The sequence below is a fragment of the Janthinobacterium sp. GMG1 genome (assembly GCF_034427795.1).
Classification (GTDB): domain Bacteria; phylum Pseudomonadota; class Gammaproteobacteria; order Burkholderiales; family Burkholderiaceae_D; genus Janthinobacterium.
The window spans coordinates 579,928-593,117 of sequence record NZ_JAXQNT010000004.1; the positions used below are offsets into that span (position 1 = coordinate 579,928).

The window sequence follows — 13,190 nt, forward strand, 5'->3', positions numbered from 1 at the left end:
ACCATCATGCTGACAACGACACTTAATCTGACCCTGCGCCGCGCCGTGCTGGCCGCCATGCTGGCTGCCAGCTCCAGCGTGGCACTGGCGGATCCGCTCGGCTATCGCGTGGAAATCGACACGAGCCAGTTTTCGGGCGCCGGCTTCCTCGATTTCGCCTTTATTGCCGGTAACAGCCCCGCGCCCGGCGCCAGCGCCGTGCTCAGCAATTTTTCGGGCGCGTTCGGCGCGCTGGAATCGCTGGAAGGCAATGTCAGCGGCAGCGTGCCCGGTACCTTGACCTTTGGAAACAGCGGCGCTTACAACGACTGGTTTCACAACGTGACCCTGGGCGGCAAGTTCGGTTTCAACGTCGTCTTCGGCGGTGATTTCCTGAACACGGCCGGCAACGCGGGCACGACGTTTGGCGTAGGCTTGCTCGACTACACCGGCACCACTTACCTGGGCAACGCAAATGGCAACCTCGTGCAATTCGAACTGACGCCGCTGAACGGCGGCTTGCCCGCCGGCATTACGGGCAGCAGCTACGCCAGCATCGCGACGATCTCGGCCGTGCCGGAAGCGTCGGAATGGATGATGTTGACGGGCGGCCTGGCGCTGATCGGTTTTGCCCTGCGCCGCCGTCAATCCGCCACACGCCCATCGTCTATTTATTTGAAATAGCTATAAATCAGGAAACTAAATTGTATTGGTCACCGTTTTACGCTTGATGCATAGTAAAAAACTTGTCGGGTAGTCTAGTTTTTCATGGACTGCCGCCAACTTTTTTCGGGAGATGCATCGATGCCTGGCCATATCCTGGTGCTGGACCCGGCGCCCGCCATGCAAGCGCTGCTGGCGCATAACCTGGCGGGCGCCGGCTACCGGGTCAGTTGCGCCGTGGATGCGCGTGGCGCGCTGGCGCTGCTGGCAATTGACCCGCCCGACGTGCTGTTGCTGGAATGGGAATTGCCGGATGCGTCCGGCATCGCGCTGCTGCGCCAGGTACGCCAGGATGGCGTGCTGTGCGACTTGCCCATCATCATGCTCAGCGCGCGCGACAGCGAACAGGACAAGGTGCTGGCGCTGGACAGCGGCGCCGACGATTATCTGTGCAAGCCTGTCGGCCCCCGCGAAATGTTGGCCCGCGTGCATGCGCTGCTGCGCCGGCGCGCGCCTGCGGCCTTGCGTGCAGGCGCAAGCACGGCCAGCGCCACCGCCTTGCGCCTCGATCCGCACACCCGGCGCGTGACGGCCGGCAAGGTGCCCGTCAATCTGGGCCGCGTGGAATTCAAGTTGCTGCATTTCTTCATGCACCATCCGGGCAGGGTGCATAGCCGCGCGCAGCTGCTGGACCAGGTGTGGGGCCATGCCGCGTATCTCGACGAACGCACGGTCGACGCCCACGTGGGACGCTTGCGGCAAGCCTTGCAGCCGGGCGGCTGCGGCCACCGCATCGAAACCGTGCGCGGCAGCGGCTATCGCTACCTGGCGCTTGACGCCTTTGACACCGCCGTGCGCGCCTGATGCTGCTGACGGGGCGGGAACAGGAATACCTGCTGCACGCCATACTCGGCGCGCATGGCATCGCCGTGCCCGGCGATTTCTTTTTGTGGAGCCAGGGGCCGCTGCAGGCGCTGCTGCCGCATGCCGTGCTCGTCTGCGCGCAGCTGGGCGCCGATGGCGGCGTGGTGCGCAGCGCGGCCTGGCATAGCGCGGTGCTGGCCGAGGCCGAGGTGCGGGCGCTCAGCGACCCGCGCAAGGGACAGGTGGCGCGGCTGGCGCAAGCCTGGCGCGCAGGCGGGCGGCGCGTGGCCATCCTCGATGGAGTCCTCGTGCATGGCAGCGCGGCTGCGGGCGCCGGCAGTTTTTTTGCCCTGTTTTGCGCCTCCTGCGCCTCCCGGCCTGACCCGGCGCGCCAGGCGTATGTGCTGGAATTGCTGCTGCCCTACCTGCATATCCATTGGCTGGCGCTGCCGGACGGAGCGCAGGCAGCGCCCACCGGCGCGGCGCGCGCGGCCAGTGCGCGCGAGCTGGAAGTGTTGCACTGGGTCAGCATCGGCAAGAGCAATGAGGAGGTGGGGCAAATTCTCGGCATCAGCGGCGGGACCGTGAAAAGCCATTTGCAGCGCATCTACAAATTATTGGGTGTGAGCAATCGCACGCAAGCCGTGTCGCGCGGCATCGCGCTGCGCCTGCTGGCCGCCTGAAGCCGCTTAGCGCTGCGGCCGGGGTGCGGCGGTTGTGTGCGTGCCGCCATCGTTGAACTGATCCTCGGTGCCGGGCGCCACGCGCGCCACGAGCGGGCTGGCGCGCAGGCGCGTGACTTCGTCCGGCGTCAGCAGGGCGGCAAAGCCGTTCAGCACGGCCGTATATTGGTATTGCACCGTGGCGTCGGGCACCAGCGACAGCACGGCGCGCCGGCCGGCTTCCCGCTGCGCCTTCCGCTGGGCCGCGTCAGGCGGTGTGGGCAGTTGCATGCTCAGTTGCACAATATACAGATGGCGCTGCGCCGCCGCTGCGCCGGCCGGCAGTACGCTGGCGGCGGCCAGGATGGCAAGGCTGAAACGGATTGCAGACATGCAAGCTCCCAAGGCAGGCCGCATGGCCGCTCGTGCGCCGATTGTACGCCGGTCGCAAGGCGGGTGGCGCGCGACTTGCGTCAGGGAAAACGCGATGGTTTCCCCCGGAATTTTGTTGTTTTCAGTACAAACAAAAGATTGTATTAACCATAAGCGGCATGGTAGCCTGCTAAGTAAGCCTCGGGAAATTAGTGTGAATTTATGACGAACAGAACCGGATGCTATGCAAGGCGCTCGCTGCGACGCAGTGCGAGCACTGCTAGCAGTGAGCAACGCCGCCTAGCGCCGGTTATGGAAGTCAGAAATTACAATAATTTATTGGGGGTTACTTAGGCATCAGGCAGGCGCGCGCCGCCTGTGCGCGGCCATCCGCGGCGCACATGGCGGCAATGTATTGAAGGTAGGCAAGAAGGAGTTACCGGATGCATGCAGCACACAGGCAGAACCTTGCGGCAACGCGCCATGCGCGCGGCTTTACCTTGCTCGAACTGTTGGTCGTCATCGTGATCATCGGCTTGCTGGCGGCATATGTCGGCCCCAAATATTTCGCCCAATTGGGCAAGTCCGAAGTAACGGTGGCCAAGGCGCAGATCGAGGCGTTTGAAAAATCGCTCGATACCTACCGGCTCGACGTGGGGCGCTACCCGACCACGGAAGAAGGCCTGGCCGCGCTGCTGGTCGCGCCGCCCGCCGCTGGCACGCGCTGGAATGGTCCCTACCTGAAAAAGGCCGTGCCGCTCGACCCGTGGGGCCATGCCTATCAATACCGCGCGCCCGGCAGCAAGGGCGAGTATGACATCGTCTCGATGGGCAAGGATGGCCAGCCGGGCGGCGGCGGCGAGAACGCCGACATCAGCTCGCAATAGCGCCAGCGCCATTCTTTTTCCTACGGACAAGCCATCATGCAGTTCGAAGTACGCGCGCTTTCCACGGACCAGGCAGTTGCTACCTTGCATACGTGCGTGATCGACGGCCGCGACGAAGCCGACGCGCGCCGCCAGGCCGAGGCGCGCGGTCTGTTCGTCAGCGCCATCCGCCCTGTGCGGGCCACGCCGTTCAGCGCGGCCGGACGCCAGCGTGCGCGGGCCCTGCCCCTGCTGCTGTTCAGCCAGGAGTTGCTGGCGCTGCTGAACGCGGGCCTGGGCATCGTCGAAGGGCTGGAAGCCTTGCTGGAAAAGGAAGCGTCGCCGGCCACGCGCAGCGTGCTCACGCGCCTGCTGGAAGGCTTGCGCGAAGGCAAGCGCTTTTCCGCCGTGCTGGGCGAGCAAGCGGAGCTGTTTCCGCCCTTGTACATCGGCATCGTCAAGGCGGCCGAAGGCACGAGCGACTTGCCGCGCGCCTTGTCGCGCTACATCGACTACCAGCAGCGCATCGATACGGTGCGCAGTAAAATCGTCAGCGCCGCCATCTATCCCGCCATCCTGCTGGCCGTGGGCGGCGGCGTCAGCGCCTTCCTGATCAGCTATGTGGTGCCCCGCTTCGCCGAGGTCTACCAGGGCGCCGGCCGCAACCTGCCGTGGATGTCGCAAGTGATGCTCAGCTGGGGCCAGTTCGTCACCGAACACGGCGTGCTGCTGTTGCTCGGGCTGGCGCTGGTCGGCGGCATGGTGTTCACGGCCGTGCGGCGCGTGCTGCTCCATGGCGGCGTGGCGCGCCTGCTGGCGAAACTGCCCGGCATCGGCGAGCGCGTGCGCATCTATGAACTGTCGCGCCTGTACCTGACCCTGGGCATGCTGGCCGAGGGCGGCATCACCATCGTGCAGGCGATTGCCACCGTGCAAGCGATGGTCTCACCGGGCATGCAGGCGTCGTTGCAGAATGCGCGCGGCGCCATCGAGGCGGGCCAGCCCCTGTCGTCCGCGTTTGAACAGCATCGACTGACGACGCCCATTTCCCTGCGCATGCTGCGCGTGGGCGAGCGCACGGGCGACATGGGCCCCATGCTGACGCAGTCGGCCGCTTTTTATGACGGCGAAATCAGCCGCTGGATCGACCGTTTTACGCGCACGTTCGAGCCGCTGCTGATGGCCGCCATCGGCCTGGTCGTGGGCGCCATCGTGATCCTGCTGTACATGCCCATCTTTGACCTTGCCGGCGATATTTCATGATGCAAACCGAATCCACCGTCGCCAGCGTGGCCATCGACCCTGCGCTGCTGCAGCGCGCGCGCATCCTGAGCCGCCAATCGAAGCGCAGCCTGGTCGAGGAATTGCAGCAGCTGAGCGGCATCGAGGCGCGCGCCGTGGTGCGCGCACTGGCGCGCCCGTTCGGCCTGGACGTGCTGGAAACGGCCGACATGCTGGCGCTGTCCCCCGCCTTCGACGTGCTGCCCCTGTCGCAGGCGCTGGCGCGCCACAGCGTGCTGCTGCGCGCCGCCGACGGCCAACTGGTGGGCGTGATCGCCGACCCGTTCGACCTCGACCTGCAAACCTGGCTGAATGCGCGCGCGGGGCAGGGCGCCTTGAACATCCGTCTGGCGCTGCAGGCCGACATCGGCGCCTACCTGTCGAAGCAGGAAGAATCGGCGCGCGCCGTCGACAGCCTGCTGCCCGGCGCCGCCACGGACGCGCGGCGCGACGGCAAGACGGCCGCCGTGCTGTCGTTCGCCAGCGTGTCGGAAGCGGCCAGCCCCGCCGTGAAGCTGGTCAACTCGACCTTGTATGACGCGCTGAAGGCGGGCGCCTCCGACATCCACCTGGAAAGCACGGCCGGCGGCCTGGCCGTCAAGTACCGGGTCGACGGCGTGCTCGATCACGCCACGTCCGTCAACGGCATCGAAGTGGCCGAACACATCATCTCGCGCCTGAAAGTGCTGGCCGAACTCGATATCGCCGAGCGCCGCGTGCCGCAGGACGGCAGCTTCCGCGTCGAATCGGGCGGGCGCGAAATCGATTTGCGCGTCTCCATCATGCCCAGCATCCATGGCGAAGACGCCGTCATCCGCATCCTCGACAAGCGCGCCATGATCGAGGCCTACGGCGCGCTGACCCTGGAAGCACTGGGCTTTGACGCGCCATCGCTGGAAGCCCTGCGCGCGCTGGCGCAGGAAGCCTACGGCATGCTGCTCGTCACGGGCCCCACGGGCTCGGGCAAGACGACGACCCTGTATGCGGCGCTGACGGAAATCCATAACGGACGCGAAAAGATCATCACCATCGAAGACCCCGTCGAATACCAGCTGCCCGGCATTCTGCAGATTCCCGTGAATGAAAAGAAGGGACTGACCTTCGCCAAGGGCTTGCGCTCGATTCTGCGCCACGACCCCGACAAGATCATGGTGGGCGAGATCCGCGACCGCGAGACGGCGGAAATCGCCGTGCAATCGGCCCTTACCGGTCACCTGGTGCTCACCACCGTGCATGCGAATAACGTCTTCGACGTGTTCGGCCGGTTTACCCACATGGGCATCGACCCGTATGCGTTCGTCTCGGCCCTGAACGGCATCTGGGCGCAGCGGCTGATCCGCACCAACTGCCCCCATTGCGCCACGGAGTACACGCCCGACGACAGTGAGCTGGCCAGCGTGGGCCTGGCGCGCGCCGACGTTGATACGTATCAATTCAAGCAGGGCAAGGGTTGCGGCGACTGCCGCGGCACGGGCTACAAGGGACGCCGCTCGATCGCCGAAATCCTCGTGCTGACCGATGAAATCCGCGAACTGATCGTCGATAAAAAGCCGATCCGCCAGATCAAGGCGGCCGCGTACGCGAACGGCACGCGCAGCCTGCGTCTGGCGGCGCTGGAACTGGTCAAGCGGGGCGCCACCACCATCACGGAAATCAAGAGGGTCACCCTGCATGCGTAGAGCTTATGGACAAGGTTTGCGCCTGGGCGTGGCGGCGGGCAAGGTGAGCCTGTGGCGCAGCAGCCGCTGGCGCGCGCCCGCCTGGACGCCGCTGGGCGAAGCCGTGTACGTGCCGGACGTCACGCTGCACGGCGACTTTGCCGCCCTGGGCCAGGCGTTGGACCAGCTGCTGCCGGTGGATGAATACGCGGGCTGGCCCCTGTCCGTGGTGCTCGGCGATGGATTGGCGCGCCTGTGGCAGGTTGATATGCCGCAAGGCGCCGCGCGCCTGGCCGATATCGAGGCGGCCGCCGCGCTGCGCTTCCAGTCGCTGTATGGCGAGGCGCCGGGTCTGTGGCACAGCAGCAGCGCCTGGGATGCTCGTGCGCCGTTTTTCTGCGCCGTGCCCCGCGCGCTGCTGGCGCAGCTGGCGCGCGTGGCGGCCGCACGCAAGCTGGCCCTGATTTTCATCACGCCGCAATTCGCGCGCCACTGGAATCGCTGGCACGGCGCGTTGAAGCCGGGCGCCTGGTTTGGCCAGTTGCAGGAGAGCGTCCTGACCCTGGGCGTGCGGCACGATGGGTATTTGCGCGCCGTGCGCGCACTTCCCGTGCCGCAGGGCGCGGGCCAGGATTGGCTGCTGCAGGCGCTGGCGCGCGAGGCGCTGCTGCAAGGCGTGCCCGCGCCGGCGCTACTGCAGCTGTGCGGCGCGGCGCCAGCGGGCTGGCTGGCGCCGGCGCAAGCGTTCCACTGCCAGATTTTCTCCACGCCGGACGGGGAAGGCGCCTTGTCACCGGCTGCCCGGCTGGCCCGTAGCGGAGGCGTGGCATGACGCGCCTCGATATCGATTTTGCGCCACCCAACTGGCGCCGCAGCCTGCACCGCGTTCCCGTCTGGGCGTGGATCACGGGGGCGCTGGGCGTGGCGCTGGCCGTCACGGCGGCGTACAGCGGCAGCGCAGCGCTGCAGCGCCAGCAGGCAAGCGAGGCGCATTGGCGGCTGGCGCAGCAGCGCGTGCTGGCCGCCACGCAGGGACCGGTGAGCGCACCGCAAACACCGATCGCACCGGCGCAGGCGGCAGCCGTGAATGCGGCCATCCTGCAACTGAATCTGCCGTGGCGCGACCTGCAGGATGCGCTGGCCAGCGCCACGCCGCCCGGTGTCGCGCTGCTGGCGCTGGAACCGGATGCGCGCAAGCGCGTGCTGAAGATCACGGCCGAGACGACCAGTAGCGATGCCATGGTGGCCTACATCGCGCAATTGAAGCAGCAGGAGCTGTTCGGCACGCGCGTGCAGCTGCTGCGCCATGAAATCAATGCGCTTGATCCGAACAAACCCTTGCGCTTCCAGCTCGAAGCGCGCTGGGGCACGCCATGATGGCCATCGACCTCGCAATCGTGCGCCTGCGCGCGCAACTGCTGTTGCGCCGCCTGGGGGCGCCCGCCTGCCTGGCCATGGTCCTGTTCTCGCTGGGCGTGGCAGCCTGGGCGTGGGCCTGGCAGCAGCGCGCCGTGGCGGCGCAGCTGGAAGCGCGGCCCTTGCCGCAGCCAGCGCTGGCCGTCGCCATCGCGGCGCCGCCGGCGACAGCCAGCGAGAACCTGGCGCGCTTTTATGCTGCCCTGGGACAGCAGCGCCACGCGGAGCAGCAGGTCAAGCAACTGTTCGACCTGGCCGCGAAAAATGGCTTGCTGCTGGCGCAAGGCGAATACAAGAGCGGCTACGACAAGGCCAGCAGGGTTGCCAGCTATCAGGTGACCTTGCCGCTGAAGGGCAGTTATGCGGCCGTGTGGCAGTTCGCGCTGCAAGCGCTGCGCGCGGCTCCCTTTGCTTCGCTCGACGAACTGAGTTTCCGCCGCGAGCAGATCGCCGATCCGCAACTCGAAGCGCGCTTGCGCCTGACGTTTTATTTAGCTGACAGCGCGGGAGAAGCGCCGTGACGCCACGTCATAGTCTCATGCTGGCCGGCGTGCTGGGCGCGGGTGCCTTGCTGCTGTGGGGCGAGCGCCAGCCCGTGGCCGAGGTGGCCGAAGCGGTCGAGCGGGCCGTCGCGCCCGCGCGCCATGCGGCAGTCAAGCCGCCGGCCGCGCAGCCGGCCATCCTGGCCCTGCTGCCGCGCAGCGAAGTGGCGGGCGAGGAGGGCGAGACCTTTGGCGGCGCCGATGGCGCTGGCGGTGTCTTCCAGAGCCAGAACTGGAATCCGCCGCCGCCGAAAATGGCGGTGACGGCCGCGCCCCCGCCGCCCCCGCCGATGGCGCCGCCGCTGCCGTTCGTCTACCTGGGCAAGGCGGCCGCCGACGGCGCCTGGGAAGTCTTTTTGTCGCGCGCCGACAAGACGTATATCGTGCGCGCCCATACCGTCATCGATGGCGCCTACAAGGTCGTGACGATCGCACCGCCCGTCATGACGCTCACTTATCTGCCGTTGAACCAGGTTCAGCAGCTCAACATTGGAGTTTCCGAGTGATGCCTCGTTCCTTTTCATCGGCGCTGCTGCCGCTACTGCTGGTGCTGCTGTCCGGCTGCGCCGGGCAGCAAGCCTACCGCGACGGGCGCGAGCTGATTGCGCAAGATCAAATACCGGCCGGCCTGCAAAAGCTGCAGGAAGCGCTGCAGCAAGACCCCGGCAACGCGCAATACCGCAGCGCCTACCTGCAGGCGCGCGAACGGGCGACCGGCAACCGCTTGCAACAGGCCGAGCGCCAGGCGCAGGCGGGGCAGGGCGAGCTGGCGCGTGCTTCTTTCATGAGCGTGCTGGAAATCGATGCGCAGAACGAGCGCGCCAACAGCGGCTTGCGCGCGCTCGAACGTGAGCAGCGCCAGGGGAAATTGCTGGCCGAAGCGCGCGCGGCGTTTGATGCAAAACAATACGACCCGGCGCGCCAGCGCCTGAACGCCATCCTGACGGAGCAGCCGAACCACGCCGGCGCGCGCGCGCTGCTGCGCGAAGTCGATGAAAAGACGGCGCCGCCCATCGTCGAATCGGGCCTGGCCAAGTCGTACAAGCAGCCGATCACGATCGAGTTCCGCGACGCGCCCTTAAAGCAGGTGTTCGAGCTGATCGCGCGCCGTTCCGGTCTCAATTTCGTCTTCGACAAGGACGTCAAGGCGGATGCGAAAACGTCGATCTTCCTGAAAAACAGTACGGTGGAATCGGCCGTGTACTTCCTGCTGGTGACGAACCAGCTGGAACAGCAGGTGATGGATGCGAACACGATCCTGATCTACCCGAACGTGGCGGCAAAATTGAAGGAGTATCAGGAGGTGCTGGTAAAAACCTTCTTCCTGGCGAACGCGGACGCCAAGCAGGTGGCCAACACGCTCAAGACCATTTTGAAGACGCGCGACGTGGTGGCCGATGAAAAACTCAACCTCGTCATCGTGCGTGACACGCCCGAGGCGATCCGCCTGGCCGAGCGCCTGATCGCGCTGCAGGACGTGCCGGAGGCGGAGGTCGTGCTGGAACTGGAAATCCTCGAAGTCAAGCGCAGCCGCCTGATGGAACTGGGCGTGGCCTGGCCATCGAGCCTGACCCTGACGCCGCTTTCCACCTCGGGCGGCATCGGGCTGACCATCAACGACCTGAATAACCTGAACCAGCGCAGCATCGGCGTGAGCAACCTGGCCGTGACGGCAAACGCCAACAAGACGGATGGCGACGCGAACATCCTGGCCAACCCGCGCATTCGCGTGCGCAACCGGGAAAAGGCGAAGTTCGTCATCGGCGACAGGGTGCCTGTGGTGACCACCACCATTTCGCCGGGCACGGGCGGCTTCGCTTCCGAATCGATCAGCTACCTGGACGTGGGCTTGACGGTGAACGCCGAGCCGACCATTTATTTGAACAATGAGGTGGGCATCCGCATCTCGCTCGAAGTGAGCAACCTGGGGGCGGCCACCACCACCCGCAGTGGCTCGACCCTGTACCAGATCGGCACGCGCCAGGCGTCGACCATGCTGCAATTGAAGGATGGCGAAAACCAGGTGCTGGCGGGCCTGATCAACAATGAAGAGCGCAGCTCGGGCAACAAGGTGCCGGGCCTGGGCGACATTCCCGTGCTGGGACGTTTGTTCGGCAGCAGCAAGGACGATAGCCAGAAGACGGAAATCGTGCTGTCGATCACGCCGCACCTGGTACGCACGGTGCAGCGCCCGGAAGCGAAGGAGTCGGAGTTTTCCGCCGGCACGGAAGGCAGCTTCCGCCGCCGTCCCGACATGACGGCCAAGGCGTCCACGCAGATGCCGGGCACGGTGATCGTGCGTTCCGGCCCGTCGGCCGTCGGCATGCAGCCGGCGCCGGCGCAGCAGATGATGGCGCCGGGCGCGCCGCCGGCACCGCTGACGCAAACTTTGCCGCAGAGCGTGCCGGCGCCGGAAGTGGCGCCGTCGCCCGAGCCGGCCGCCTCACCCTTGCCGATATCGGCTGGCCAGCCCGTGCCGCTGCAGGCGGCGCCCCTGCCGTTCTCGTCCAGCCAGCCGGTGCCGGTGGCGCCGCCTCCCGCCAAATGAGACTGGCGCATGCGCAGGGTGGGCAAGGCGGCTTCACCTTGATCGAGTTGCTGGTGACCCTGGCCATCCTGGGCGTGCTGGCCACCCTGGTGATCCCCGTCACGCAGGTGACGGTGCAGCGGCGCCAGGAGCAGGAATTGCGACGCGCGCTGCGCGAGATCCGCCAGGGCCTCGACGCCTACAAGCGGGCCGGCGACGAAGGCCGCGTCCTGCGCGCACCCGATGCCAGCGGCTATCCGAAAAGCCTGGAACTGCTGGTCGAGGGCGTGCCTGACCAGCGCAACCCGAAGCGCAGCAAGCTGTTTTTCCTGCGCCGCGTGCCGCGCGACCCGTTCAATATGGACGCGGGCCTGAGCGATGCGCAGACTTGGGGCAAGCGCAGCTACGCCAGCGAGGCGGCCGAACCGCGCGAGGGCGACGACGTGTACGATGTGTACTCGACTTCCAATAAGACTGGCCTGAACAACGTGCCTTACCGTGTATGGTGAACCATGCCTGTCCATGACCGCGCCGCCCGCACGCGCGGCTTTACCCTGATCGAGTTGCTGGTGGTGCTCGGTATCGTGGCGCTGCTGCTGACCCTGGCCGTGCCCCGCTACTTTCCCAGCCTCGACAAGGCAAAGGAAACTGTGCTGGCGGACAACTTGCGTAACCTGCGCACGACCATCGACCAGTTCCACGGCGATACGGGGCGCTATCCCGATTCACTGGAGCAACTGGTGGAAAAGAAATACCTGCGCGCCATGCCCATCGACCCCATCACCGATAGCGACAGCAGCTGGCTCATCGTGCCGCCGCCCGACGACACGCCGGGCCAGGTGTATGACGTGAAAAGCGGCGCGCCCGGCAAGGACCGCAGCGGCACGCCGTTCGCCGACTGGTAGCGGCCATGCACCGTCCTGCGCGCCGCCAGCGTGGTTTCACTTACCTGGGCCTGATCATCCTGGTGGCCATCCTGGGCCTCGTGGGGGCGGCCGGGCTGAAGATGGGTTCCCTGTTGCAGCGCCAGGCGGCCGAGCAGGAATTGCTCGACATCGGCGCGCAGTTTGTCGATGCACTGCAGAGTTACGCGGGCGCCACGCCAGCGGGCCAGCCGCCGCAGCCGCCGACCCTGGCCGCCTTGCTGCGCGATCCCCGCTTTCCGCAGGTGCGCCGCCATTTGCGCAAGCTGTATGTGGACCCCATCACGGGACGCGCCGAGTGGGGCTTGCTGTACCAGCCCGGCAGCCAGGGCATCATCGGCGTGCATAGCCTGTCGTCGTCTGCGCCTTTAAAAGTGGGTAATTTCGAGGCCCGTTTCACAGGTTTCGAAGGCAAGTCGCACCTGTCCGAGTGGCAGTTTGTTGCCGGCGGGCCCGTGCCGCCGGCGGGACTGGCCCTGGTGCCGGCAGACGCCGTCGCGCCGCCCTCCGCCGCTCCGCCAGCGTTGTTTCCGCCGCCGCATCCTGTTGCGCCAGCGCCCGAACCGGTACCGCACGAGGTGGTGGAGCCGGACGAAGAGAGCGGCGCAGAACAGGAAGCGCGCAATGCGCTTTAACCATAAGTCAACAACGAAGTATCCAAGGGCAACTATTTTCACTTGGAAATTCATCTTGACTCATAACCATTTCATAGAGGAAACACTTTCAATAAATGAAATTTCAATAAAATAATTACAAGTAATTTAATGTCTTTATGCTACCATTCCGCTTGGTACTTTCAGTACTAAAGCGATGGCTGACCCACTTGGCGGCCATAAATTACTTTTAAGGGATAATTTATGAAATTGAAATTTATCGCGGCAGGCATTCTGGCTGCAGCATCGTTCAGCGCATCGGCGGCCACCTACAATCTGGGCATCCTGGACCCGAGCGGCTTCGATACGCGGGCATCGATCACCACCAATTTCGCCGCCAATTCGGTGGTCGATGATTTGTGGACCTTCAAGCTGCTGACCCCATCGTCGACCTCGTTTGGCGCATTGCAAACGTTTTCCGTTGCCGAAGGCGCGATCAGCAACTTCGCCGCCACACTGGTGGGTTATGGCGACCTGACCCTGACGTCGGTGGCTGGCATCCAAAGCCTGAGCTGGGCCGGTTCCCTGGCTGCGGGTACCTATGAGGTGCGTGTGTCAGGCTTGAGCGGTTTGCAGAATGGTCAGTACGTGGGCACGGTCTCCGCCTTGCCTGTGCCGGAACCGGAAACCTACGGCATGTTGCTGGGCGGCCTGGCGCTGGTCGGCTTCGCGGCCCGCCGCGCCCGCAAAGCTGCCTGATTTTTATTGGCTGGAATGACAAAACCCGCCGAGGCGGGTTTTTTTGTTTCTTGATACGTGTGTGATTACGACAACATGTGCAGGA

General features: G+C 65.6%; 16 protein-coding genes. 15 read left to right on the forward strand and 1 reads right to left on the reverse strand.

Annotated elements, in window-relative coordinates:
• The first annotated feature begins 6 nt into the window (after nucleotides 1-6).
• The 3 genes from SJI03_RS14550 to SJI03_RS14560 all read left to right on the forward strand — a co-directional run bounded on the left by SJI03_RS14550 (nucleotide 7) and on the right by SJI03_RS14560 (nucleotide 2,189).
• Nucleotides 7-663: an NF038129 family PEP-CTERM protein gene (locus SJI03_RS14550; RefSeq protein WP_322427647.1), complete on the forward strand. Its 657-nt coding sequence runs from the start codon at nucleotides 7-9 to the stop codon at nucleotides 661-663.
• Between the two features lie 120 nt (nucleotides 664-783).
• The gene (locus tag SJI03_RS14555) at nucleotides 784-1,506 is read left to right on the forward strand and encodes a winged helix-turn-helix domain-containing protein (RefSeq protein WP_099378971.1); all 723 of its coding nucleotides are present in this window, start codon (nucleotides 784-786) and stop codon (nucleotides 1,504-1,506) included.
• Nucleotides 1,506-2,189, forward strand: a complete 684-nt coding sequence (locus tag SJI03_RS14560) for a LuxR C-terminal-related transcriptional regulator (protein WP_099378972.1) — start codon at nucleotides 1,506-1,508, stop codon at nucleotides 2,187-2,189. Before SJI03_RS14555 ends, SJI03_RS14560 begins: the two co-directional genes overlap by 1 nt.
• Nucleotides 2,190-2,195: 6 nt before the next feature.
• Here SJI03_RS14560 and SJI03_RS14565 read toward each other — a convergent pair whose 3' ends face one another.
• Entirely contained in the window at nucleotides 2,196-2,561 is a 366-nt protein-coding gene (locus SJI03_RS14565; protein ID WP_322427649.1) for a protease inhibitor I9 family protein, read from the reverse strand.
• Between the two features lie 422 nt (nucleotides 2,562-2,983).
• Between SJI03_RS14565 and gspG the strand changes: the two genes are divergently transcribed.
• The 12 genes from gspG to SJI03_RS14625 all read left to right on the forward strand — a co-directional run bounded on the left by gspG (nucleotide 2,984) and on the right by SJI03_RS14625 (nucleotide 13,105).
• Entirely contained in the window at nucleotides 2,984-3,427 is a 444-nt protein-coding gene (gene gspG / locus SJI03_RS14570) for a type II secretion system major pseudopilin GspG (RefSeq protein ID WP_322427650.1), read from the forward strand.
• 36 nt (nucleotides 3,428-3,463) lie between these two features.
• Nucleotides 3,464-4,669, forward strand: a complete 1,206-nt coding sequence (locus SJI03_RS14575) for a type II secretion system F family protein (protein ID WP_322427651.1) — start codon at nucleotides 3,464-3,466, stop codon at nucleotides 4,667-4,669.
• The gene (locus tag SJI03_RS14580; protein ID WP_099379025.1) at nucleotides 4,669-6,366 is read left to right on the forward strand and encodes a GspE/PulE family protein; all 1,698 of its coding nucleotides are present in this window, start codon (nucleotides 4,669-4,671) and stop codon (nucleotides 6,364-6,366) included. Before SJI03_RS14575 ends, SJI03_RS14580 begins: the two co-directional genes overlap by 1 nt.
• On the forward strand, nucleotides 6,359-7,177 hold the full coding sequence (locus SJI03_RS14585) for a hypothetical protein (protein ID WP_322427652.1): 819 nt from the start codon (nucleotides 6,359-6,361) through the stop codon (nucleotides 7,175-7,177). Before SJI03_RS14580 ends, SJI03_RS14585 begins: the two co-directional genes overlap by 8 nt.
• On the forward strand, nucleotides 7,174-7,722 hold the full coding sequence (locus tag SJI03_RS14590; RefSeq protein ID WP_322427653.1) for a PilN domain-containing protein: 549 nt from the start codon (nucleotides 7,174-7,176) through the stop codon (nucleotides 7,720-7,722). Before SJI03_RS14585 ends, SJI03_RS14590 begins: the two co-directional genes overlap by 4 nt.
• A complete protein-coding gene (locus SJI03_RS14595) occupies nucleotides 7,719-8,282 on the forward strand; it encodes a hypothetical protein (RefSeq protein WP_322427654.1) in 564 nt (187 codons plus the stop codon). The genes SJI03_RS14590 and SJI03_RS14595 overlap by 4 nt, the downstream gene beginning before the upstream one ends.
• Nucleotides 8,279-8,809, forward strand: a complete 531-nt coding sequence (locus tag SJI03_RS14600; RefSeq protein WP_322427655.1) for a hypothetical protein — start codon at nucleotides 8,279-8,281, stop codon at nucleotides 8,807-8,809. Before SJI03_RS14595 ends, SJI03_RS14600 begins: the two co-directional genes overlap by 4 nt.
• Nucleotides 8,809-10,851, forward strand: a complete 2,043-nt coding sequence (locus SJI03_RS14605) for a secretin N-terminal domain-containing protein (RefSeq protein ID WP_099378979.1) — start codon at nucleotides 8,809-8,811, stop codon at nucleotides 10,849-10,851. Before SJI03_RS14600 ends, SJI03_RS14605 begins: the two co-directional genes overlap by 1 nt.
• Nucleotides 10,848-11,339, forward strand: a complete 492-nt coding sequence (locus SJI03_RS14610) for a type II secretion system protein (RefSeq protein ID WP_322427656.1) — start codon at nucleotides 10,848-10,850, stop codon at nucleotides 11,337-11,339. The genes SJI03_RS14605 and SJI03_RS14610 overlap by 4 nt, the downstream gene beginning before the upstream one ends.
• A gap of 3 nt (nucleotides 11,340-11,342) precedes the next feature.
• Entirely contained in the window at nucleotides 11,343-11,735 is a 393-nt protein-coding gene (locus tag SJI03_RS14615; RefSeq protein ID WP_322427657.1) for a type II secretion system protein, read from the forward strand.
• A 5-nt stretch (nucleotides 11,736-11,740) separates the two neighbouring features.
• Nucleotides 11,741-12,388 carry a type II secretion system protein gene (locus SJI03_RS14620; RefSeq protein ID WP_322427658.1) on the forward strand — a complete coding sequence of 216 codons (648 nt, stop codon included), beginning with the start codon at nucleotides 11,741-11,743 and terminating at the stop codon, nucleotides 12,386-12,388.
• Nucleotides 12,389-12,610: 222 nt separating this feature from the next.
• On the forward strand, nucleotides 12,611-13,105 hold the full coding sequence (locus SJI03_RS14625; protein WP_099378983.1) for an FxDxF family PEP-CTERM protein: 495 nt from the start codon (nucleotides 12,611-12,613) through the stop codon (nucleotides 13,103-13,105).
• Nucleotides 13,106-13,190: the final 85 nt, after the last annotated feature.

Bases quoted from the DNA above. Each gene is read 5' to 3' on its own strand.
- SJI03_RS14550 (WP_322427647.1), top strand. From the start codon at position 7: ATGCTGACAACGACACTTAATCTGACCCTGCGCCGCGCCGTGCTGGCC.
- SJI03_RS14555 (WP_099378971.1), top strand. From the start codon at position 784: ATGCCTGGCCATATCCTGGTGCTGGACCCGGCGCCCGCCATGCAAGCG.
- SJI03_RS14560 (WP_099378972.1), top strand. From the start codon at position 1,506: ATGCTGCTGACGGGGCGGGAACAGGAATACCTGCTGCACGCCATACTC.
- SJI03_RS14565 (WP_322427649.1), bottom strand. From the start codon at position 2,561: ATGTCTGCAATCCGTTTCAGCCTTGCCATCCTGGCCGCCGCCAGCGTA.
- gspG (WP_322427650.1), top strand. From the start codon at position 2,984: ATGCATGCAGCACACAGGCAGAACCTTGCGGCAACGCGCCATGCGCGC.
- SJI03_RS14575 (WP_322427651.1), top strand. From the start codon at position 3,464: ATGCAGTTCGAAGTACGCGCGCTTTCCACGGACCAGGCAGTTGCTACC.
- SJI03_RS14580 (WP_099379025.1), top strand. From the start codon at position 4,669: ATGCAAACCGAATCCACCGTCGCCAGCGTGGCCATCGACCCTGCGCTG.
- SJI03_RS14585 (WP_322427652.1), top strand. From the start codon at position 6,359: ATGCGTAGAGCTTATGGACAAGGTTTGCGCCTGGGCGTGGCGGCGGGC.
- SJI03_RS14590 (WP_322427653.1), top strand. From the start codon at position 7,174: ATGACGCGCCTCGATATCGATTTTGCGCCACCCAACTGGCGCCGCAGC.
- SJI03_RS14595 (WP_322427654.1), top strand. From the start codon at position 7,719: ATGATGGCCATCGACCTCGCAATCGTGCGCCTGCGCGCGCAACTGCTG.
- SJI03_RS14605 (WP_099378979.1), top strand. From the start codon at position 8,809: ATGCCTCGTTCCTTTTCATCGGCGCTGCTGCCGCTACTGCTGGTGCTG.
- SJI03_RS14610 (WP_322427656.1), top strand. From the start codon at position 10,848: ATGAGACTGGCGCATGCGCAGGGTGGGCAAGGCGGCTTCACCTTGATC.
- SJI03_RS14615 (WP_322427657.1), top strand. From the start codon at position 11,343: ATGCCTGTCCATGACCGCGCCGCCCGCACGCGCGGCTTTACCCTGATC.
- SJI03_RS14620 (WP_322427658.1), top strand. From the start codon at position 11,741: ATGCACCGTCCTGCGCGCCGCCAGCGTGGTTTCACTTACCTGGGCCTG.
- SJI03_RS14625 (WP_099378983.1), top strand. From the start codon at position 12,611: ATGAAATTGAAATTTATCGCGGCAGGCATTCTGGCTGCAGCATCGTTC.